Source organism: Pseudomonas sp. X10 (genome assembly GCF_054889225.1).
Map to the genome: position 1 here is coordinate 524,592 of NZ_CM142677.1, position 22,119 is coordinate 546,710.

General features: G+C 60.5%; 19 protein-coding genes. 5 read left to right on the forward strand and 14 right to left on the reverse strand.

What is annotated here, in order from left to right:
* Window positions 1–13: 13 nt before the first annotated feature.
* Window positions 14–583, reverse strand: a complete 570-nt coding sequence (gene plsY / locus ACYU03_RS02415) for a glycerol-3-phosphate 1-O-acyltransferase PlsY (RefSeq protein ID WP_461887952.1) — start codon at window positions 581–583, stop codon at window positions 14–16.
* Between the two features lie 74 nt (window positions 584–657).
* Here plsY and folB point away from each other — a divergent pair, with 74 nt between their 5' ends.
* Both folB and folK read left to right on the forward strand, forming a co-directional pair.
* Window positions 658–1,014, forward strand: coding sequence for a dihydroneopterin aldolase (gene folB / locus ACYU03_RS02420; RefSeq protein WP_461887953.1), 357 nt, complete (start codon window positions 658–660; stop codon window positions 1,012–1,014).
* Window positions 1,005–1,514, forward strand: a complete 510-nt coding sequence (gene folK / locus ACYU03_RS02425) for a 2-amino-4-hydroxy-6-hydroxymethyldihydropteridine diphosphokinase (RefSeq protein ID WP_461887954.1) — start codon at window positions 1,005–1,007, stop codon at window positions 1,512–1,514. Before folB ends, folK begins: the two co-directional genes overlap by 10 nt.
* Window positions 1,515–1,605: 91 nt before the next feature.
* On the opposite strand, the gene ACYU03_RS02430 is transcribed toward folK, so the two are convergent.
* The 12 genes from ACYU03_RS02430 to ltrA form a co-directional block, all read right to left on the reverse strand.
* Complete coding sequence (locus tag ACYU03_RS02430; protein WP_461887955.1) at window positions 1,606–2,835, reverse strand: multifunctional CCA addition/repair protein; 1,230 nt, start codon at window positions 2,833–2,835, stop codon at window positions 1,606–1,608.
* 53 nt (window positions 2,836–2,888) lie between these two features.
* On the reverse strand, window positions 2,889–4,454 hold the full coding sequence (locus tag ACYU03_RS02435) for a SpoVR family protein (RefSeq protein WP_461887956.1): 1,566 nt from the start codon (window positions 4,452–4,454) through the stop codon (window positions 2,889–2,891).
* Window positions 4,451–5,722 carry a YeaH/YhbH family protein gene (locus ACYU03_RS02440; RefSeq protein WP_461887957.1) on the reverse strand — a complete coding sequence of 424 codons (1,272 nt, stop codon included), beginning with the start codon at window positions 5,720–5,722 and terminating at the stop codon, window positions 4,451–4,453. The genes ACYU03_RS02435 and ACYU03_RS02440 overlap by 4 nt, the downstream gene beginning before the upstream one ends.
* Before the next feature lie 134 nt (window positions 5,723–5,856).
* Window positions 5,857–7,779: a PrkA family serine protein kinase gene (locus ACYU03_RS02445; protein ID WP_461887958.1), complete on the reverse strand. Its 1,923-nt coding sequence runs from the start codon at window positions 7,777–7,779 to the stop codon at window positions 5,857–5,859.
* Window positions 7,780–8,060: 281 nt separating this feature from the next.
* Window positions 8,061–8,390, reverse strand: coding sequence for a thiosulfate sulfurtransferase GlpE (glpE, locus tag ACYU03_RS02450; protein ID WP_461887959.1), 330 nt, complete (start codon window positions 8,388–8,390; stop codon window positions 8,061–8,063).
* Between the two features lie 32 nt (window positions 8,391–8,422).
* Complete coding sequence (locus tag ACYU03_RS02455) at window positions 8,423–9,268, reverse strand: symmetrical bis(5'-nucleosyl)-tetraphosphatase (RefSeq protein WP_461887960.1); 846 nt, start codon at window positions 9,266–9,268, stop codon at window positions 8,423–8,425.
* The gene (apaG, locus tag ACYU03_RS02460) at window positions 9,268–9,648 is read right to left on the reverse strand and encodes a Co2+/Mg2+ efflux protein ApaG (protein WP_461887961.1); all 381 of its coding nucleotides are present in this window, start codon (window positions 9,646–9,648) and stop codon (window positions 9,268–9,270) included. The genes ACYU03_RS02455 and apaG overlap by 1 nt, the downstream gene beginning before the upstream one ends.
* A 120-nt stretch (window positions 9,649–9,768) precedes the next feature.
* Complete coding sequence (rsmA, locus tag ACYU03_RS02465) at window positions 9,769–10,572, reverse strand: 16S rRNA (adenine(1518)-N(6)/adenine(1519)-N(6))-dimethyltransferase RsmA (RefSeq protein WP_461887962.1); 804 nt, start codon at window positions 10,570–10,572, stop codon at window positions 9,769–9,771.
* Window positions 10,569–11,558: a 4-hydroxythreonine-4-phosphate dehydrogenase PdxA gene (pdxA, locus tag ACYU03_RS02470; protein WP_461887963.1), complete on the reverse strand. Its 990-nt coding sequence runs from the start codon at window positions 11,556–11,558 to the stop codon at window positions 10,569–10,571. Before pdxA ends, rsmA begins: the two co-directional genes overlap by 4 nt.
* Window positions 11,555–12,871 (reverse strand): peptidylprolyl isomerase SurA, encoded by a 1,317-nt coding sequence (gene surA / locus ACYU03_RS02475; RefSeq protein WP_461887964.1) that lies wholly within the window; start codon window positions 12,869–12,871, stop codon window positions 11,555–11,557. The genes pdxA and surA overlap by 4 nt, the downstream gene beginning before the upstream one ends.
* Window positions 12,852–15,617, reverse strand: coding sequence for an LPS-assembly protein LptD (locus ACYU03_RS02480; protein ID WP_461887965.1), 2,766 nt, complete (start codon window positions 15,615–15,617; stop codon window positions 12,852–12,854). The genes surA and ACYU03_RS02480 overlap by 20 nt, the downstream gene beginning before the upstream one ends.
* Before the next feature lie 143 nt (window positions 15,618–15,760).
* Window positions 15,761–17,467, reverse strand: coding sequence for a group II intron reverse transcriptase/maturase (gene ltrA, locus ACYU03_RS02485; RefSeq protein WP_461885033.1), 1,707 nt, complete (start codon window positions 17,465–17,467; stop codon window positions 15,761–15,763).
* A 1,123-nt stretch (window positions 17,468–18,590) separates the two neighbouring features.
* Here ltrA and ACYU03_RS02490 point away from each other — a divergent pair.
* From ACYU03_RS02490 to ACYU03_RS02500, 3 genes are read left to right on the forward strand one after another with little or no spacing between them, the layout of a single operon-like run.
* Complete coding sequence (locus tag ACYU03_RS02490) at window positions 18,591–19,616, forward strand: aminoglycoside phosphotransferase family protein (protein ID WP_461887966.1); 1,026 nt, start codon at window positions 18,591–18,593, stop codon at window positions 19,614–19,616.
* A complete protein-coding gene (gene murU / locus ACYU03_RS02495) occupies window positions 19,613–20,284 on the forward strand; it encodes an N-acetylmuramate alpha-1-phosphate uridylyltransferase MurU (protein ID WP_461887967.1) in 672 nt (223 codons plus the stop codon). The genes ACYU03_RS02490 and murU overlap by 4 nt, the downstream gene beginning before the upstream one ends.
* A gap of 1 nt (window position 20,285) precedes the next feature.
* Window positions 20,286–21,050 (forward strand): TerB family tellurite resistance protein, encoded by a 765-nt coding sequence (locus tag ACYU03_RS02500; protein ID WP_461887968.1) that lies wholly within the window; start codon window positions 20,286–20,288, stop codon window positions 21,048–21,050.
* 27 nt (window positions 21,051–21,077) lie between these two features.
* Here ACYU03_RS02500 and ACYU03_RS02505 read toward each other — a convergent pair whose 3' ends face one another.
* Window positions 21,078–22,082: an alpha/beta hydrolase family protein gene (locus ACYU03_RS02505; protein WP_461887969.1), complete on the reverse strand. Its 1,005-nt coding sequence runs from the start codon at window positions 22,080–22,082 to the stop codon at window positions 21,078–21,080.
* Between the last annotated feature and the right edge of the window lie 37 nt (window positions 22,083–22,119).

Below are 22,119 nucleotides of genomic sequence, written 5' to 3' on the forward strand. Positions count from 1 at the left end.
TCATGTCGGTGGTTCAGAAATGCCGTTCGCGCCCGGCGAAAAGGTCGCGTAGATTGCTGCGATGGCGCCAGGCGACCAGTGCCGTCAGCAGGGCCACCGGCAGCAGAGCTTCTGGTTCGCGCCAGGCCAGCAACGGCAAGGTCAGCGGCATGGCGATCAGCGCGGCCAGGGAGCTGGTGCGGGTCAGGTAGAAGGTCAGTAGCCAAGCGCTGATGGCCAGCAGGGCGGCCGGGAGGTACAGGCCCATGAGCATGCCGGCGGCAGTGGCTACGCCCTTGCCTCCCTGGAAGCGGAAGTACAGCGGGAACAGGTGGCCGAGCACAGCGCATACGCCGATCCAGGCCTGTTGTTGCAGCCCGAGCCCGGCCAGGTGGGCCACCAGCACGGGCAGCAGGCCCTTGCACAGGTCGCCCAGCAGGGTCAGGATCGCTAGCTTGCGGCCTGCCAGGCGCAGCATGTTGGTGGCACCGGCATTGCCTGAACCGCTGGAACGCGGGTCCGGGCTGCCAGTAAGGCGGCTCAGGACGATGGCAAAGGACAGAGAGCCAAGCAGGTAGGCGAGCAACGCCAGTAACCAAAACATGCTAACTATTCCGGGCGAGGACGCCCTGATTCTAACGGCGCCAGTCGCCCTTGTCGTGCTGTGGAGAGAAGTGCTTGGACAGAGTGTTCATCGAAGGCCTGGAAGTCGATACCGTCATTGGTGCCTATGACTGGGAGCGGGATATTCGCCAGTGCCTGCGTCTGGACCTGAGTTTCGCTTGGGACAACCGTCCGGCGGCCGCAGGTGATGACCTCAGCTTGGCCTTGGACTATGCCAGTGTCACGGCGCGTATCCAGGCTTTCGCCGAGCAGGCGCGCTTCGAGCTGGTAGAGACGTTCGCTGAGCGGCTGGCCGCAGTGCTGATGGAGGAGTTCCGGATTCCCTGGATGCGCCTGAAACTGACTAAGCCGGGTGCGATCCCGGCAGCCCGTGGCGGTGTTGGAGTGGAGATCGAGCGCGGATGTCTCTGAGCACGGTTTACCTGGGCCTTGGCAGCAACACCGACCGAGAGAAGCACCTGTGCGCCGGGCTCGATGCTTTGGCCGGTATTCTCGAGGACATGCGCTGCTCGACGGTGTTCGAAAGCCAGGCGGTGGGTATCAAGAGCGGGCCGTTCTACAACCTGGTGGTGACTGGGCAGACGCGTTTGCCGTTGCTGGAGCTGGATCGCCGACTCAAGTTCATCGAGGCGGATAATGGGCGCTATGCGCCAGACCGCAAAGGGTTGCCGCTGGATATCGATGTGTTGATGTATGACGACCTGCACGGCACTTTCGATGGCCTGCTCCTGCCGCGTGCCGAGATCCTGAAGAATGCCTTTGTCCTCTGGCCATTGTCTCTGATTGCGCCGGAGCTTGTGCATCCGGGAGTTGGCAAGAGCATGGGCCAACTGTGGGAAGAAGCACAGATCGACCAGGTGCTGGCGCCGGTGCCGTTCGAGTGGCGAGGAGCGCAGCTTACCCGGCTTTGAGCGGGGGCTATCGCGTTGCCTTGCGTCGCCAGCTTACGCTGGCTCCTACCGGTTCTGCGTTGGCCTCGGAAACAGAGGCCTGCGATGCCGCTCAGCCCTGACGACTTTCCTTGTAGGCCTTGAGTGCCTTCAGCCGCTCAGCCTTGAGCGCTTCGCCCAAGGCTTGGCCGGTCAGTCCCTTTTCCACCAAGGCCTGGGCCTGTACGGCCTTGGCGGCAGCTGCTGCGCCCCGCAGGTATTCGGCCTGTGGATAGTCGCGATTCTCCAGGCCCTGGCGCCCACGGGCGTCCATCTCACAGGCAGCGAGAAAGTCCTCGAAACGCTGAGGACGGCGGTATACGTCGAATCGCTGCAGCAACTCCAGCAGGGTCGAGGGGCGCAGTTCCAGCGCGCGGTGGCAGTGGGTGTGGTATTCACCCACCAGCAGAGCCAGTTCCTGGCATTCGCGGGGCACCTTGAAGCGTTGGTTGACGGCCTTGATCAGCTTGAGGCCGCGATGTTCGTGAGCAATATGCCGGGGCCATTCGCTTTCTGGAGTCGTGCCCTTGCCCAGATCATGCAGCAGGCAGGCCCAGCGTACGTTCAGCGGTAGCTGATACTGTGCCGCTTGCTCCAGGACTGCGAGGGTATGCACGCCACTGTCGATTTCCGGGTGATGTGCTGGCGGTTGCGGCACGCCGAACAGGGCATCGACCTCGGGCATGAGTTCCTTCAATGCTCCGCAGTCGCGCAGGATCTGGATGAATACCTGCGGCTGGTCTTCCATCAATGCCCGTTCGATCTCCTTCCAACTGCGTTCGGCGGTCAGGGCCTGTAGTTCACCCGAGGCACTGATCTGCCGCATCAGTTCGAGTGTGTCATCGGCCACGTGGAACCCGAGTGGTGCATAGCGGGCGGCAAAGCGGGCTACGCGCAGGACTCGCAAGGGATCTTCGGCGAATGCCGGGGATACATGGCGAAGGATGCGGTTTTCCAGGTCCTGTTGGCCATTGAAGGGGTCGCAAAGATTACCCTGTTCGTCCTCGGCCATGGCGTTGATGGTCAGGTCGCGGCGGATCAGGTCTTCTTCCAGGGTGACGTCCGGGCTGGCATGGAAGGTAAAGCCACCGTAGCCACGCCCGCTCTTGCGTTCGGTACGGGCCAGGGCGTACTCCTCACCGCTTTTCGGATGGAGGAATACCGGGAAGTCAGCGCCCACAGGCCGATAGCCCAAGCCTTGCATCTGTTCGACCGTGGCGCCGACCACCAGCCAGTCGACATCGTTGACTGGGCGGCCGAGCAGGCGGTCGCGCACTGCGCCGCCGACTTTGTAAATCTGCATTTGAACCTCCGTTATTGCCCACAGGATACCCTGTCGGCAATAACGCAGGGCGGTTACAGGTGAACCACGGCCAGGTCCATGCGGCCGTACTCACCGCCTTCGCTGTGCTCCCCCCGGGGCGGCATGTGATGGGTCTTCATCACCTGGTCGCCCTGGACGGTCTCCAGGTGGATATCGAAGCCCCACAGCCGGTGCAGGTGCTTGAGCACCTCGTCGGTGGAGTCGCCGAGGGGTTTGCGGTTGTGTTGTTGGTGGCGCAGGGTCAGCGAGCGGTCGCCGCGGCGGTCGATGCTCCAGATCTGCACGTTTGGTTCGCGGTTGCCCAGGTTGTACTGGGCTGCCAGGGTCTCGCGGATGATCCTGTAGCCCGCATCATCATGGATCGCGGGCACCAGCAGGTCGTCGCGCTGGTCATCGTCGAGAATGCTGAACAGCTTGAGGTCGCGGATCACCGTGGGCGAGAGGTACTGCAGGATAAAGCTCTCGTCCTTGAAGCTGCTCATGGCGAACTTCAGGGTGGACAACCAATCACTGCCGGCAATATCGGGGAACCAGCGGCGATCTTCTTCGGTTGGGTTCTCGCACATGCGCCGGATGTCACGGTACATGGCAAAGCCCAGGGCATAGGGGTTGATGCCGCTGTAGTAGGGGCTGTCGAAGCCAGGCTGGAAGACCACGCTGGTGTGGGACTGAAGGAACTCCATCATGAAGCCGTCGGTGACCAGTCCTTCGTCGTACAGGTCGTTCATCAGGGTGTAGTGCCAAAAGGTGGCCCAGCCCTCGTTCATCACCTGGGTCTGGCGCTGCGGATAGAAGTATTGGGCGATCTTGCGCACGATGCGCACGATTTCGCGCTGCCAAGGCTCGAGCAGCGGCGCGTGCTTCTCGATGAAGTACAGGATGTTTTCCTGGGGTTCGGCAGGGAAACGCGCATCGTCGCGTTCGCTACCTTTTTCCGCGCTCTTGGGAATGGTGCGCCAGAGGTCGTTGATCTGGCGTTGCAGGTGTTCTTCACGTTCCTTCTGCCGGCGGCGTTCTTCCTCGGCAGAGATGGGATAAGGCCGCTTGTAGCGGTCGACGCCATAGTTCATCAGGGCATGGCAGGAGTCGATCAGGTCTTCGACGGCATCGATACCGTGGCGCTCCTCGCACTGGCTGATGTACTGCTTGGCGAACACCAGGTAATCGATGATCGAACTGGCGTCGGTCCAGGTGCGGAAGAGATAGTTGCCCTTGAAGAAGCTGTTGTGCCCATAGCAGGCATGGGCAATCACCAGCGCCTGCATGCACATGGTGTTTTCTTCCATCAGGTAGGCGATACAGGGATCGGAGTTGATCACGATCTCGTACGCCAGGCCCATTTGTCCCCGACTGTAGGACTTTTCGGTGCTGAGGAACTGCTTGCCATAGGACCAGTGGTGATAACCGAGCGGCATGCCGACTGAAGCATAGGCATCCATCATCTGCTCGGCCGTGATCACCTCGATCTGGTTGGGGTAGGTATCCAGGGCGTAGCGGGCGGCCAAGCGACTGATTTCCCGGTCGTAGGCCCGGATCAGCTCGAATGTCCACTCGGACCCGACGGAAATATGTTGGCGTTTCTGCTCTCTGGCGGTCATGTGGCTAACCTGCGCTGGAAGAGTTCACGGAAGACCGGATAGATGTCGCCGGCCGATACCAACTGCTGCTGGGCGAACGTGTCGGCAAAGGCTTCGCCGATACGCTCGTACTCATACCACAACGCCTGATGCTCGCGGGGGGTGATTTCCACATAAGTGTAGTACTGGACGAACGGCATGATCTGCTTGGACAGGATATCGCGGCAGATGGGCGAGTCGTCGTTCCAGTTGTCGCCGTCGGAAGCTTGGGCGGCATAGATGTTCCACTCGTTGGCCGGATAGCGTTCGCTCATGATCTCCTGCATCAGCTTCAGTGCGCTGGAGACGATGGTGCCGCCGGTTTCCCGAGAGTAGAAGAACTCTTCCTCGTCGACTTCGCGGGCGCTGGTATGGTGGCGGATGAATACCACCTCGATGCGTTCGTAATTACGCTTGAGGAACAGGTACAGCAAGATGAAGAAGCGCTTGGCAATGTCCTTGGTGGCCTGGGTCATCGAGCCTGACACGTCCATCAGGCAGAACATCACCGCCTTGGAGCTGGGGTTGGGTTGCTTGACCAGCAGGTTGTACTTGAGGTCGAAGGTGTCGAGGAAGGGCAGGCGGTTGATACGCGCGCTCAGTCGCTCGATTTCCGCTTCGATTTCCTGGATATCGCCGAAGTTGTCTGGTTCTTCCCGCTTCAGACGCGCCAGTTCTGCTTGGGCCTCGCGCAGTTTGGCGCGACTGCTGCCGGTCAGAGCGATGCGGCGGGCATGGGCCGAGCGCAGGGTGCGGACGATGTTGATGCGCGATGGATTGCCTTCGTTGGCAATACCGGCGCGCACGGTCTTGAAGGTATCGGTACCGGCCAGGTGGCGTTTGACCAGATTGGGCAGTTCCAGGTCCTCGAACATGAACTCGAGGAATTCTTCTTGGGTGATCTGGAAGACGAACTCGTCCATGCCTTCGCCGGAGTTGCCGGCTTTGCCGCGTCCTCCGCCGCCGCCACCGCCCTGAGGCCTGGCGATATGTTCGCCAGCAGTGAACTCCTTGTTACCTGGATGGACGATGGTCTGTTTGCCACCACGACCGTGGTGCAGCACGGGCTCGTCGATATCGCGTCCCGGAATGCTGATCTGCTCGCCATGTTCCATATCGGTGATGGAGCGGCGACTCACGGCCTCTTCGACGGCTTTCTTGATATGTTCACGGTAGCGCCGCAAGAAGCGCTGGCGGTTGACCGTGCTCTTGTTCTTGCCGTTCAGGCGTCGATCGATTACGTAGCTCATAGGCCCTCCGGAGCACAACAGCTTCAGCTGCAAGCCATAAGCTGCAAGACAAAGCAGTCACCACAAGCGCAAGCTGGACCGCGTCATCCAGACCGCGGCGATCAGCTTGCCGCTTATAGCTTGTAGCTTGCTGCCTACTGCGATTTCCTGACCCGCAGGTACCATTCCGACAGCAGGCGGACCTGTTTGTCGGTGTAGCCACGTTCCACCATCCGGGTGACGAAGTCGTTGTGTTTCTGTTGATCCTCCTTGCTGGCCTTGGCATTGAAACTGATGACCGGCAGCAGGTCCTCGGTGTTGGAGAACATTTTCTTCTCGATCACGACCCGCAGCTTTTCATAGCTCAGCCAGGTCGGGTTCTTGCCGTTGTTGTTGGCCCGGGCGCGCAGCACGAAGTTGACGATCTCGTTGCGGAAATCCTTCGGATTGCTGATGCCGGCCGGTTTCTCGATCTTCTCCAGTTCCTCGTTCAGAGCGATGCGGTTGAGGATCTCGCCGGTTTCCGGGTCGCGGTACTCCTGGTCCTGAATCCAGAAGTCGGCGTACAGCACGTAACGGTCGAAGATGTTCTGGCCGTACTCGCTGTAGGACTCCAGGTAGGCAGTCTGGATTTCCTTGCCAATGAACTCGATGTAGCGTGGAGCCAGGTATTCCTTTAGATAGCGCAGGTAGCGCTCGCGCACTTCGGCCGGGAACTGTTCCTGTTCGATCTGCTGCTCCAGCACATAAAGCAGGTGCACCGGGTTGGCCGCGATTTCGTGCGGGTCGAAGTTGAACACCTTGGACAGGATCTTGAAGGCGAAGCGGGTCGACAGGCCGTTCATGCCCTCGTCGACACCGGCGGCATCGCGGTACTCCTGGATGGACTTGGCCTTCGGATCGGTGTCCTTGAGGTTCTCGCCGTCATAGACGCGCATCTTGGAGTAGATGTTCGAGTTTTCCGGCTCCTTCAGGCGTGACAGCACAGTGAACTGGGCCAGCATCTTGAGGGTGTCCGGGGCGCAGTGGGCCTTGGCCAGCGAGCTGTTGAACAGCAGTTTGTCGTAGATCTTGATCTCGTCGCTGACGCGCAGGCAGTAGGGCACCTTGACGATGTAGATCCGGTCGATGAAGGCTTCGTTGTTCTTGTTGTTGCGGAAGCTGTGCCATTCCGATTCGTTGGAGTGGGCCAGCAGGATACCGGAATAGGGGATGGCCCCCAGACCCTCGGTACTGTTGTAGTTGCCTTCCTGGGTGGCGGTCAGCAAGGGGTGCAGGACTTTGATCGGCGCCTTGAACATCTCGACGAATTCCATCAGGCCCTGGTTGGCCCGGCACAGTGCGCCCGAGTAGCTGTAGGCGTCGGCGTCGTTCTGCGGGAATTCCTCGAGCTTACGGATATCCACCTTGCCCACGAGGGCCGAGATGTCCTGGTTGTTCTCGTCACCTGGCTCGGTCTTGGCGACGGCGATCTGGTTGAGGATCGATGGATAGAGCTTGACCACCTTGAACTGGCTGATATCGCCCCCGAATTCAGCCAGTCGCTTAGTCGCCCATGGCGACATGATGGTATTCAGGTAGCGCCGTGGGATGCCGAAGTCTTCTTCGAGAATGGCACCGTCCTCGGCTGCATTGAACAGCCCCAGTGGCGATTCGAAGACTGGCGAGCCCTTGATTGCGTAGAAGGGCACCTTCTCCATGAGCTGTTTGAGTTTTTCGGCCAGGGACGACTTGCCGCCACCCACTGGACCCAGCAGATAGAGGATCTGTTTCTTCTCCTCCAGCCCTTGTGCGGCATGGCGGAAGTAGGAAACGATCTGGTCGATGCATTCTTCCATGCCGTGGAAGTCTTCAAAGGCCGGATAGCGGCGGATTACCTTGTTGGAGAAGATCCGCGACAACCTGGAGTTGCTGGAGGTGTCGACCAGTTCCGGCTCACCGATGGCCATCAACAGGCGTTCGGCCGCCGATGCGTAGGCACTACGATCCGCTTTGCAGAGCTCGAGGTACTCCTGCAGCGTGAGTTCTTCCTGGCGTGTTGACTCGAAACGTTGTTGGAAGTGGCTAAAGATACTCATGACGTCACCTCGCTCGATACGTGGAGCCGACGCCGGATCAGTCAGCTGATGCTGGCATGCAACCGGGTTGCCGGTTGCTGTATACCCCCCAGAACACCTGTAGAAACGCTACCGATGACCCGCACGCCGGTGTACCGGCTCTCCCCTTTTTGGATGGCCTGGGCTTAAGGATAGTTCGTTATCGGGGAGGTCAAGGGCGTGACGCCGAGAAGTTGCCTATGACCGTTCGTCAGGTCAGGCGCCAGCCCGCACGGGGCGCGGGCTGCAGGAAAATGAAAAATTTATTCCAGGGGACCTTGGGCGGTTTCTGTCGGATAGGTGCTGCGCCATAGCTCGAAGCCGCCGTCGATGCTGTAGACGTCAGAAAAGCCCTGGCTGACCAGGTACGCCGCTGCACTCTGGCTGGAGTTTCCGTGGTAGCAGACCACCAGGGTCGGGGCGTCGAGGTCGGCGTTGCGGATGAACTCCGCGACCGAATGGTTATCCAGATGTTTGGCGCCGCTGATGTGTCCGGCGGCATAGGCTTGCGGGTCACGAATGTCGACCACGACCGCACCTTGCTCACGCAAGGCCTGGGCCTGCTCGGGAGGGATGCGTTTGAATTCGCTCATGGGGCGGTTTCCTTCAGGACTGATCGTTCATTCTAGCGGGTTGTGCTGGCACGTGGCGTGCCGTCGTCGGCGCAGTCGCAGCGGTGGAATTCGCCGCTTTCGACGTTGTACAGGGTCATGGCCCCTCCCCAGACGCAACCGGTGTCCAGGGCGATGACTCCCGGCTCGTCACAGCGGCCTTCCAGGGCCGCCCAATGGCCGAAGATGATCTTCACATGGCGCGAGCGCCGTGCCTTATGGGCAAACCAGGGCTTGTAGCCCTTGGGGGCGCTGTCGAGGCCTTCCTTGCTCTTGAGGTCGAGTTTTCCCTCGGCGGTGCAGAAGCGCATGCGGGTGAAGTAATTGGTGATCACGCGCAGGCGCTCGATGCCGCTCAGTTGCTTGCTCCATTTGTTCGGTTCGTTGCCGTACATGCCGTCCAGGTAGAGCTTGAGGCGAGCATCGTCGCGCAGTACTTCCTCGACCTCTGCGGCCAGTTCCAGGGCCTTGCCCAGGGTCCATTGTGGCGGGATGCCGGCATGGACCAAGGCGGCGCTGCGTTCCTCATCGTAGTGCAGCAGCTTCTGCCGACGGAGCCAGTCGAGCAACTGGTCGGCATCCGGCGCCTCGATGATCTCGCGCAGGGTATCGCTCTTCTTCAGGCGCTCGACGTTGTGCCAGGCCGCCAGCAGGTGCAGGTCATGATTACCCAGCACGCACACCAACGAGTCGCGCATGGCATAAAGGAAGCGCAAGGTTTCCAGGGAGTCCGGCCCGCGGTTGACCAAGTCACCGACCAGCCATAGGCGGTCAATGGCCGGGTTGAAACTGACGCGTTCCAGTAGGCACTTGAGGGGCTGCAGGCAGCCTTGCAGGTCACCGACCGCATAGACCGCCATCAGTGCAGGGCTCCAGGGACGGCGAGACGGAACGGGGCGATGGTGGCGTCGAAGCGCTTACCGTCTTCGGCGAACATCTGATAGCTGCCCTGCATGGTGCCGACGCGGGTGCTGATGACGGCGCCGCTGCTGTAGGTATGGCTCTTGCCTGGCTCGATCAACGGCTGCTGGCCGATGACGCCGGCGCCGCGTACTTCCTCGACCTGCCCGTCGCCGTTGGTGATCAGCCAGTGACGTGACATCAGCTTGGCCGGCACGGTCCCGTTGTTTTGCACGGTAATGGTGTAGGCGAACGCGAAACGGTCGTTTTCAGGATCGGATTGTTCTTTGAGGTAGCGGGTCACGACGCTGACGTCGATCTGGTAGCGGGGATCAGACATGCAAGAGGCCTTGGACAAACAGACGCGGATACGGCTATGGCTGCAGTCTAGGCTATTGGCGGGGCGGGAGGCCAGTCGTGTGCGGGGCTTGCAATGGGGGCCGATCGGCCCCCATCGGTATTAGGTGTCTTGCTGTTCGGCGAGTTTGTCGGCCAGGCGGACGAACGCGGCCAGGTCCAGCTGTTCCGGGCGCAGGCTGCCGTCGACACCGGCGGCTTCGATGGCTTGGCTATCGAGCAGGCCCTTCAGGGTATTGCGCAGCGTCTTGCGGCGTTGGTTGAAGGCTTCGCGGACGATGCGTTCGAGCAGGCGCGGGTCCTTGGCCGGGTGTGGCAGGGTCTCATGCGGGACCAGGCGGACGATTGCCGAATCCACCTTGGGCGGCGGGTTGAAGGCGCCTGGGCCGACATTGAACAGGTGTTCGACCCGGCAGTGGTATTGCACCATGATCGACAGACGGCCCCAGTCGCCGCCACCGGGACCGGCAGCCAGACGTTCGACCACTTCCTTCTGCAACATGAAGTGCATGTCGCGGATCAGCCCTGCATGTTGCAGCAGGTGGAAGATCAGCGGCGTGGAGATGTTGTAGGGCAGGTTGCCCACGACCTTCAGGCTGCGCGGCGGCACGCCCAACTGGTTGAAGTCGAACTTCAAGGCGTCGCCCTGATGCAGGCGGAAATTGCTGTGCTCGGCGAACTTGTGTTGCAGGATCGGCACCAGGTCCTTGTCCAGCTCTACTACGTCCAGTTGCGCGCCGCTGCTTAGCAGGCCCTCGGTCAGGGCTCCCTGGCCCGGGCCGATTTCCAGCAGGTGCTCGCCAGCCTTGGCGTTGATGGCCCGCAGGATGCGGTCGATGATCCCGGCGTCGTGCAGGAAATTCTGTCCGAAGCGCTTGCGCGCCCGGTGTTGGTAATGCTCGTTCATAGTCGGGTCTCGGCCATCTGGTAGGCGGTTTCCAGCGCGACCTGCAGACTGCCGGTGTCGATCTTGCCGGTGCCGGCAAGATCCAGGGCGGTGCCGTGATCAACCGAGGTGCGGATGATCGGCAGGCCCAGGGTCACGTTGACCGCAGCGCCGAAGCCTTTGTACTTGAGCACGGGCAGGCCCTGGTCGTGGTACATCGCCAGCACTGCGTCGCAGTGCTCCAGATATTTGGGGGTAAACAAGGTGTCGGCTGGGAGCGGGCCGCGAAGGTCCATGCCTTCAGTGCGCAGGCGAGCCAGTGTCGGCTCGATGATGTCGATTTCTTCGCGGCCCAGGTGGCCGCCTTCGCCGGCGTGTGGGTTGAGCCCGCAGACCAGGATGCGTGGGGTAGCGATGCCGAACTTGTCGCGCAGGTCGGCATGCAGGATCCGCGTGACTCGCTCCAGGCGCTCGACAGTAATGGCGTCGGCAACGTCGCGCAGGGGCAGGTGAGTGGTCACCAGGGCCACGCGTAGGCCACGGGTGGCCAGCATCATCACCACCTGGGCGGTATGGGTCAGGTCGGCGAGGAACTCGGTATGGCCAGAAAAGGCGATACCACTCTCGTTGATCACGCCCTTGTGCACTGGCGCGGTGATCATGCCAGCGAAATTGCCCTCCAGGCAGCCCTGGCCGGCGCGGGTCAGGGTTTCCAAGACGAAGGCGGCATTGGCCTGATCCAGTTGGCCGGGCACGACCTGGGCTGCCAGTGGCGTATCCCAGACGTACAGGCTGCCAGCAGGGGCCGGCTGATCAGGCCAGGCGCCCGGTGTCACCGGTAGCAGGGTGACAGCCAGCCCCAGCTGCGTGGCCCGCTCGGCGAGCAGGTCACTGCTGGTGATAGCGATCAGGGGGTGGGGCTGTGCCTCGGTGGCGAGCAGCAGGCATAGGTCAGGGCCTATACCTGCAGGCTCGCCCGGGGTCAGGGCGAAACGTAGGTGTTTCACTGGGCGGCCTGGTCAGCGCCAGGCAGCTTGATTTCAACGTACGCTTCGTCGCGGATCTGGCGCAGCCAGGTCTGCAGCTCTTCGTCGTACTTGCGGTTGCGCAGCACATTCAGGGCCTGCTGTTCGCGGGCCTGTTCCGTGCTGTCGGTCGCGCGGCGGCCAAGGACTTCCAGCACGTGCCAGCCGTACTGGCTCTTGAACGGACGGGACACTTCGCCTTGCGGGGCGTTGGCCATGACTTCCCGGAATTCCGGCACCAGGCTCTCTGGGTCGACCCAGTTGAGGTCGCCGCCGTTGAGCGCTGAACCTGGGTCTTCCGAGAAGCTTTTTGCCAGTTCGGCAAAGTCTTCACCACCCTTGATGCGCTCGTAGAGACGCTCGGCCAGTTGCTCGGTGGCCGCCTCGCTGCGAATCTCGCTCGGCTTGATCAGGATATGGCGAACGTGTACTTCATCACGCAGCAACTGGCCGCCGCCGCGCTTTTCCTGAAGCTTGAGGATGATGAAGCCGCCCGGCGTGCGTACTGGCTCGGTGACATCGCCGACGTCCATCGAGCTCAGCAGGCGGTCGAACGGTGGAGGCAACTGGGCTGCCTTGCGCCAGCCCATCTCGCCGCCTTCAAGAGCGTTCTCGCTGCCGGAGCGGGCAATAGCCACCTGGCCGAAGTCTGCGCCTTGCTTGAGCTGTTGGTAGATTTCCCCAGCCTGGCTGGCCGCAGCCTGGATGGCTTCGGAACTGGCGCTTTCCGGGGTTGGGATGAGGATGTTCGCCAGGCGGAACTCTTCCGAGAACTGAGCCTTGCCCAGGTCCGAGTCGAGGAAATTCTTCACTTCCTGCTCGGAAACCTGGATGCGCTCGGCTACGCGGCGTTGGCGCACGCGGCTGATGATCATCTCGCGCTTGACCTGTTCGCGGGCATCATCGAACGACAGGCCATCATGGGCCAGAGCGGCGCGGAACTGGTCAAGGCTCATGCCGTTGCGCTGGGCAATGGTGCCGATGGCCTGGTTCAGCTCCTCGTCTGTGATGCGGATGCCGGAGCGCTCGCCGATCTGCAGTTGCAGGTTCTCGACGATCAGGCGCTCGAGCACCTGTTGCTCTAGCGCGCTGGCAGGGGGCACGCCCCCGCCGCGTTTGGCGATGGTCTGCTGCACTTCATGGGTGCGCTGGTCCAGCTGGCTCTGCATGACCACGTCGTTGTCGACGATGGCCACGATCCGGTCCAGCGGTTGCACCGCGGCATGTACCGCGCTACTCAGCAGTGCGGCGCCCAGCATCAGCGGGCGCAGGCGATCAATAAGCTTGTTCTTCACGTGTACGGTAACCTTGAATGCCTTGATCGAGGAAGGATTCGACCTTGTTGCCCACCACGCCACCGAGGCCTTTCAGCACGATTTGCAGGAAGACACCATGGTCGCCTTTTTCGTTCGATGGTGCGTCTTGGCTGTACTCATCGTAATCAATCCAGTAACGATTGATCAGACGCAGTTTCCAGCAGCAGTTGTCGTACTCGAAGCCACCGAAGGCTTCCAGGGTGCGGTTGCGGTTGTAATCATGTTGCCAGCGGGCGATTACGCTCCATTGTGGGACGATCGGCCACATCACTGAGAAGTCATGCTGCTGGATCTTATAGTAGTCCTTGATGTAGTTCGGTGAGCCTGGGGTGCTGTAATCGCCACCACCTACCTGCCAACGACCAGTGCTCTGGTCATAGCGGACCAGATCGTTGCGGTAGCGGTAACCAAGGTTGACGATCTTGTTGACGTCATCTTCAGGCTGGTACTGGAACGTTGCGCTGCCCGAGCGGGTGCTGTGGCTGTCTGGGTCCCAGTTGAAGTCTGAGTTAAAGCGCCAATCGCGGTTGAAGCGGTATTGGTATTCTAGCGCGTACGGTGAAACATCAGATTGTGAGTCATCGCGGTCGCGATAGTTGATGCGCGGTAATTGGACTTTGCGATCTTTGAAATAGAGTGCTTGACCAATACTGAAACGCTGGCGTTCGAATCCATTCTCTTCAATCCAGCGGTTGGTGATGCCCAGCGAGAGCTTGTTTTCATCACCAATACGGTCGGAGCCGCTAAAGCGATTTTCACGAAACAGAGACGCATAGTTGAACGTCGATTCGCTAGTGTCGAACACCGGAATGTCGGTTTGATCCTTATACGGGACGTACAGGTAGAACAGGCGTGGCTCCAAGGTCTGACGGTAGTTTTTGCCGAACCATTGTGTGTCACGGTCGAAGTACAAACCGCTATCAACACTGAAAATAGGTACGCTACGGTCTTGGGAACTGCTGTAGTTTTCATCAGCACTGAGCGTGTCTTTACCGCGCTGATCTAGGTCCAACTGGTAGTTGGTGTAGACATATTTCAGCGATGGCTTGATAAAACCGTAGGATGCGGTCAAAGGAAGGCTTACGGACGGAGCAACATTTATACGATCACCAGTGGCGCGGGCGAGACCTGCTACGCGGGTGTCGTACCACGGTGTTGCAAAACCATTCTCATCCACAAAGTCGCCTTTTCGCAGGTCGCGATCAAAGCGAACGAACTCAGTGTTGTACGCAAAGTCCAGTCCTCCAGGGTGATAAGGGAGAGTACCGTTGAAGGTGACTTGCGGTAGTCGATCATATGGGGTGATCTTGCTGATGGACGCCAGCTTATACCCTTGCAGGTTAAGGCGAGCAGTATAGCTATCACCGCGATAGGTCAACGCACCTTGCTGGTTGATATAGTCTCGGCTTTCCACGCCGATTTGATCTGACTCCAGGTCCTGGAAGTAATAGGGGTCGCTGATGTTAGTGTAATCGACTTCAGTCATGAGGCGGCTGTCAAGTCCGCCTTTATGCTGCCAGTTGATCATCCAACGCTGCTCTTTGTAATCGGACTGCAGCTTGCGTTCGTCTTCTTTGTCATTCAGATACGCACCACCGAACTGGCCTTCGCTGGATTTGGTGAGATAGCGGAACTCACCTTCCATCAGCAGGCCGCGCTTGGTCATGTAGCGCGGATACAAGGTGGCATCGTAGTTCGGCGCCAGGTTGAAGTAGTACGGCGTGACCAGCATGAAGCCGGTGTCGCTGCTGGTGCTGAACGAGGGCGGCAGGAAGCCGGACTGGCGACGGTCGTCGATCGGGAAGTAGATGTACGGTGTGTAGAACACCGGGAAATCCTTGACCCGCAGAGTGACGTTGGTCGCAGTACCGAAGCCGGTGGCTGGGTTCAGGGTGATGTTGTTGCCTTTGAGCTGCCAGGCGTTGCTGTTCGGCTCACAGGTGGTATAGGTACCGTCCTTCAGGCGGATGATCGCGTTTTCCGCGCGCTTGGCGTACAGCGCGTTACCGCGGATGCGCGACTTGTGCATCACGTATTCGGCGTTGTCGACCTGGGCCTCGCCCGTGTCGAGCTGGATTTCCGCCTGGTCACCCACCACCAGCGAGCCGTTGTCACGCAGTTTTACATTGCCCTTGAGCTCGCCACGATTCTCGGCCTGGTACAGGTTGGCCTCTTCGGCTTCGATCTGCATGCTGCCTTGGCGCATGACCACGTCACCGGCGAGGGTGGCGATCTGTTGCTCCTGCTGATAGCGGGAAACTTTGGCATTGATGTAGGTCGGCGATTCGTCCTTGGGCGTGGTGTCGTTCATGCCCGGACGGATTGGCTCGATGTAGGCGCCGGCGCAATACGGGCCGGTCTCGGCCAGTTGGGCTGGAGTCAGTTGCTCACGTGGCACCCAGTCCAGGTGGCTGTAGTCGGCACTGCGCGACTTCAGGCCGCGGCCCTTGCTATCGGTGACCAGTACAGGCTTGGGCTCGGCATCGACGCCTTCGGTTGGCGCCTGCTCGCTGGAGCTGACGGCAGCTCCTTTGTGCACCGGGCGCGGTGGCAGGTCGGTGACAGCGGTCTTGGGCTTGCAGTCCCAGCCACCGGAGGCGGACACTTGGCAGTCAAACTGCTCGGCTGCCACCACGTATGAGGTGGCCAGAGGTTGCAGGATCAGCAGACCGCCGGTCACCAGCAACGGAAACTTTCTACGAAACGCGGGGGATTTCAATGCCATCTTATTAGTCCGGGCTTCCTGCGTGCCATCTGCCCGCGTGTGGGGCCGCACGCCTCTCGATGGTCTGAAAGTCGGGTAGGGAGGAGCCATTCCTGACCCCTCCCCCCCTAAGAACCGTACGTGCACCTTTCAGCGCATACGGCTCAAGCCTTTACGAAGCTCCCATGGGGAGCCGGTTTGCTCACGTGCAGACCACGCGTGTGGAGCTGGCTGTGACAGTTGGGGTGCAAGAGTACCCGATTGCCCAATTCATCGCCACCGCCCGAAGCGCGGTGAATGATGTGGTGGTCATGCCACCCTGTTTCCCTGGTTATCGGTTGCTTACACAGCAGACACAGTCCATTTTGACTGGCGAAGAGGCTGTTGATTTGTTTCCGGTACTTGAGCTTGCTCAGCATCCGGTCCATCCGCAGTTTCTCGCCTTGAGCCTCCATGGTGGGATCGTAGGGGTTATAGTCCCCACTCACCTTCCTGTGCCGTTCGATCGGAGTACTCGCGAGCGAGTACAACTCGACCTCCCTTTTACCTCCAGCTTCGTCTACTACCGTGGTGGCAAACACCCAGCTCCTGTCGCCTGAGGTCCGGAAATATTTCTTCCTTACCCAGTCGAGGGACTTGTTGGGGTGTCGCCTTTTCGCCCAACGCCAGAGTTTGATAAACACTCTGTGGTCCATTCGGCTGTACGCCTGTTTCGCGACAACTGGTTGGTGGTACAGCGCCCAGCCCCTCAGTTTCGGGTTGAGCAGTCGGATCAGATCCTCCTGCTTGACCGTCTTGTGAGAGTCAATCGCCTCTCTGATCTTGCTGTAGAACGCTTTGACGTTCTTCTTGCTCGGCTTGATCAGTAACGTTCCGTCGTACTTCCGGAAATTCCATCCAAGAAAGTCGAAGCCTTCGTCGATGTGGGCGATACGCGTTTTCTTGAGTGACAGCCGCAGCCCACGCGTTGCGAGGAACTGCTCTACCCAAGGTTTAACTTCGTTTTCCAGAACCTCCGGAGAGGCCCCTGTGATTACGAAGTCATCGGCGTATCGCACCACGTTCACCTTCAGCTTCTTCGCCCTTGTCACTCCTAGGTGCTGCTTAAGGAGTCTTTCCAGACCATCCAGTGCCAGATTCGCTAACACGGGGGAGATAATTCCCCCTTGTGGCGTACCTGCGTCCGTTGCGTGTAGCTGCCCCTTGTGGATAACTCCAGCTTTTAACCACTGCCGGAGAATCCGTGCATCCGTGGGGGCGTTCCTTAATAGCCATTCGTGGTTGATGTTGTCGAAGAATCCCTCGATGTCCGCGTCTAATACCCAGCAGGCCGAAGCCCGCTTGGATAGGCACAAGAACAATTGCGCCATCGCATCCGCCGTACAGCGTTCGATCCTGAAGCCGTAGCTGTTCGGATCTCCTCGGGTTTCAGCGATGGGAGACAGGGCCAGCATGTACAGCGCTTGCATGGCTCTGTCCGTCATGGTCGGTATTCCCAGTGGGCGTTCCCGTCCGTCCGACTTCGGGATGTAGACTCGCCGTAGTGGCCGAGCCTCGTATCCCCGCGTCTTCAACTGACCAACCGCAATCCATTTTGCGTTGGGTGTATCCCAGAGTTGCTTATCGACTCCCGCCGTGCGGCTCCCCTGATTTTCCGTGACTCTCCGTACAGCCAGGTATCTGGCCGACTTCGAGCGGGTGAGCATCCGTTGCAGAGATTTGACTCTGCGCCATTTGCCTTCCCGACAAGCCTTCGCAATTCGCATCTGCATTCCCCGGACATTCCGGTGGACTCGGCGCCAATCGACGTCGTGCCACTGTTGCGGAGTGCCGGAAAGCGCAGACTCACCTTGCTGGCTGAGCTCTTTCATGCTGCTTTCCTCTCAAAGTGAAACCACCCGAGCGGAAGGCGCACGTACCCCCTGAGGGGTGCATGCACCCCGTCAGGGTAGGATTATCAAGGGCCAATGGAGCTAGGCCCTGAGGTTAATGAGACGGTCTCAGTCAGAGTTATTGCGACGAAAGACCACGCAGAAGTCTGCCCGGTTTCCCGTGAGGTGATGTTTCAACCTCTATCCAGAATATTACGGTCTGGCATTCGCTTTCTCTGCGATCCCATACCCGCATAACTAACAGTGTTCCTTACGGTCCACCTGCCCTGAGGGCAGATATACGGGCTTACCACGTTCCCTGTCTGTCACACGACTGGGTTAGGCCCCGCCTTTTCACCGGAGGTTATGATGGCGACGTATCCCCACATCCCACAGGGATATCCAACCTCGTACCATTTTGGTTCATGCCTAACAGCAGCTTTGGCATGGTTATCCTTACGGTGTTTATCAGCGATTCACTTGTGTTGGCCGTACCAGCCAGCCTAGCGCCTCAACCCGGTACTGCTCCGAGTCTCTGCATTCTTCCTCGCGGGAGAGATGCACCCATATGGGGGCTACGTTGTCTGACGGGCTTCACACACCACCGTTGTCAGTGATGCATGCCGTCGTAGGCTACCGTTGGTCGCACAACGAGTCCGCTACTGCTCCATAGAGGCGGCAGTTGGACAATGACAGACAGAGCTTTCGCTCATGTCTCCTGGAAGACCGAACCAAGACAGCAAGATAGCCGTTGGTCGGAAAGTTGATGCCTCCTGGTTCAAAATGAGCAGGAGGAGACCCCTGCGGGGGTCAGATCCCCCGCTTGGGTTGGTATGTAGAGGGCTCTCCAAAACCGGATGTTGCTGGTTTTGCGGTCGTGCTACCGAGAGCTGAACGACCTTGGGTTTTGCCATCCGCCGCAGCGGTAAGTTCTTGAAGGCAATGAACTTCTGGGCTGGTTTTGTTTCTTGGGGATGGATACCCAAGTATTCGATTTCCTCCCGGAAATCCCATCAAGCTGACCATACAGCTTGGTGGAGGAGACACGCTACGCGTGTCGCACAAGATGCTGGATAATAAAGCATGACCCGCTTGACGGCTAGGGCCGTCGGAGACCCTTGTAATGCCCGATCATGATGCACGCCTGCAACAACTGACTGTCTGGCTCGATGAACAATTGCACCATCTCTATCCGAAACAAGGCTGGGGCCCGGTTCCCGAAGGCAACCTGACCGCCGCCAGCAGCGATGCGAGTTTCCGTCGCTATTTCCGCTGGCAGGGCGGCGACCGCAGCTTCGTGGTCATGGATGCACCACCACCTCAGGAGAACTGCCGCCCCTTCGTCGACATCGACCACTTGCTGGCCAGCGCCGGGGTGCATGTGCCGACTATCCATGCCCAGGACCTGGCGCGTGGCTTCCTGCTGCTCGGCGACCTGGGCCACCAGACCTACCTGGAGGTCATCGACGCCGACAACGCCGATACCCTGTTCGCTGATGCCATCGAGGCCCTGCTGGCGTTCCAGCAGTTGCCAATGGAGGCGCCGCTGCCGAGCTACGACGTTGCGCTGCTGCGCCGCGAGCTGGAGCTGTTCCCTGAGTGGTACGTCGGCCGTGAGCTAGGCCTGACGCTCAACGAGGCTCAGTTGGCTGTTTGGCAGCGTGTCAGCAGCCTGTTGATAGACAGCGCGCTGGCCCAGCCGAAAGTTCTGGTGCACCGTGACTATATGCCGCGCAACCTGATGTTGAGCGAGCCAAACCCTGGCGTGCTGGACTTCCAGGACGCGGTGTACGGGCCGGTGACCTATGACATCACCTGCTTGTTCAAGGATGCCTTCCTGAGCTGGCCGCAGGCCCGCGTCGAAGGCTGGCTGCACGGTTACTGGCAACGGGCGAAGGCCGCCGGTATTCCGGTGCAGGCCGATTTCGAGGACTTCCATCGCGCCAGCGACTTGATGGGCGTGCAGCGCCACCTCAAGGTCATCGGCATCTTCGCGCGGATCTGCCACCGTGATGGCAAACCGCGTTATGTCGCCGATGTGCCACGCTTCTTCGCTTATATAGAGGAGGTGATCGGCCGCCGCGCCGAGCTGGCGGAGCTTGGTCAACTGATTGCCGAGCTGCAGGGCGCGGCCGGAGCTCGTCCATGAAAGCGATGATCCTGGCGGCCGGCAAAGGTGAGCGCATGCGGCCGCTGACCCTGCATACCCCCAAGCCGCTGGTGCCGGTCGCCGGGGTACCGTTGATCGAATACCACCTACAGGCCCTGGCCCAGGCGGGTTTCACCGAGGTAGTGATCAACCACGCCTGGCTCGGCCAGCAGATTGAAGGCCACCTGGGTGACGGCAGTCGCTGGGGGTTGAGCATCCGCTATTCAGCCGAGAGTGAACCGCTGGAAACCGGTGGTGGCATTTTCAAGGCGCTGCCATTGCTGGGTGACTCCCCCTTTCTGCTGGTCAATGGCGATGTTTGGACCGACTACGACTTCAGCTTGCTACGGGCGCCGCTGGTTGGCCTGGCGCACCTGGTCCTGGTGGACAATCCAGATCACCACGGGCGCGGTGATTTTCGCCTGGAGGAAGGGAAGGTGTCGGACACGGATGGCAGCGGCCAGACCCTGACCTTCAGTGGCATCTCCGTACTCGACCCGGCCTTGTTCGCCGATTGCCAGCCAGGGGCGTTCAAACTGGCGCCGCTGTTGCGTCAGGCCATGGCGCATGGGCAAGTCAGCGGTGAGCGTTACGCTGGGCGCTGGGTAGATGTCGGCACCCTGGAACGCCTGGCTGAAGTCGAGCGCTTGCTCGCCGGGCGCAATTGACATGTGGTGGCCGAGCACAGTTATAGGTGCCGGAGCTGGTTTCGCGCTGGCGAGCATTCCGGGTGCCTTGCTGGGCGCGCTGTTGGGTCAGGCGATGGACCGCCGTTTGCAACTGCAAGGCTGGGAGGATGTTCGCGAACGGTTTGGCGGGCGCCCGGCCCTGCGCGATGAAGAGGTGTTGTTCGTCCTGCTGGGACGCCTTGCCAAGAGCGACGGCCGGGTGTCCGAGGGGCATATCCGCCAGGCCCGCCAGGAAATGCAGCGCCTGGACATGGGCGAGCCGGCCCGGCGTCGGGCTATCGAGGCATTCAATCGTGGCAAATCGGGTAAGGACCGGCTGGGTCATTATCTGCGTCGCTTGAGGCAACAACCCCATGCCGCCGAAGGCACCTTGCGCGCTTGTTGGCGTATGGTCTGGGCCGATGGCAAGGCTGGGCGTCAGGAGCGGGAGCTGTTGATGGGCTGGGGGCAGCAGCTAGGGTTGTCCGGTGCCAAGGTCCAGGCGTTGTCCCTCGACTATGAGCCGCGCAAGGCTGCACTGGACAGTGGCCCCATGACTTATACCGGAGCGCTGCGTCTGCTCGGTGTGCAGGTCGATACCGATGCCGAGCAGATCAAACAGGCCTACCGCCGACTGCTCAGTCGCCACCACCCGGACAAACTGGTCGGCAGCGGTGCCAGCGAGGCCCGCGTGCGCGAGGCGACCGAGCGCACGCGTGAACTGCACCAGGCCTATTCCCTTGTGCGAAAGCGGCGGGGGTTCTGAAGTGTTCGCGCTGTTTCGGTTGTAGCCTCAGTTCTCAGGCTGCGGGTTCAACCACCCGCGTACTCGGCGGAACAGTTGCTCCTGCTCCGCTGCGGCATTGCCGGGCATGGCGATCAGCAGCATTTGTCGGTACTGGCTGTCCCTTTGGCGCTTGCTGGCCTGCAGGCGCTGTTCGGCGGCGTGGCGATCCTGGGTGCGGGTGGCGTAGTAGATGTCGGCGGTTGGCACCGTCAGGGTCGGCGCTAGGCTTTCCAGGTCATGTTCGACCCGTGCCGGTGTCTGCGCCGATACCATCACCAGCTTCTGTACCTCTGGCGGTTGTCGCTCGCTCAGGTAACGGGCGGCCCAGTAGGCGCCGCTGCCATGGCCGAGCAGCACGATGCTGCGCGCGTTCTGCTGCTGGGCATAGGCCACTGCGGCATCCAGGCGGGCGAAGATACGTTCGGCGTCAGCCTGGTCGTTCTGGTCGCTGGCTTCCATGGCATTGGTGCTTTGCGCCGTATCAGCTTCGGCGGCGGTAGCCTGGGCGACGTTGGCATTGGCATCGGCCGGTGTGTCCTTGGCCGGAGCGCTCTCGCCTGTACCCTGGTCGGGCGCAGGCGTCGGCTGGGTTTCGACCCGCGCTTGCGGGCTGTCGGCCAGCAGGTCGGGCAGGGTCAGGCTCAGGCTGTGCCAGCCCACATCAGGAAACTTGCGCCGCAGCGGCCCCACGGCTTTTGGCCAGTCGGCTGTTTCACCGGCGCCGGGAACGATGATCAGCGCGCCTTGAGGGTCGCTGTCGTTGGCCGGTTTCCACAGGGCCAGGAAACTGTCGGCGCCGGCCTGCAGCGTTTGCAGCTCGGCCTTGGGCACTTGGCGCTCCAGGGCTTGTGCGTCTTCCTGGCTACGCTCCGTCAGTGGCAGGCGAGGCGCTGGTGCCACAGGGGATTCAGTGGCGGCTTCTGGCTTTTTGCCATCGGTGGCCTGTACGGTGACAGGTAGTATCGACGCCAGGCAGAACGCGGCCAGCGTCGTGCGATAAAGTGTGAACATGGATCAACCCAGGCCAGAATGATACCGGCAGCCTAAT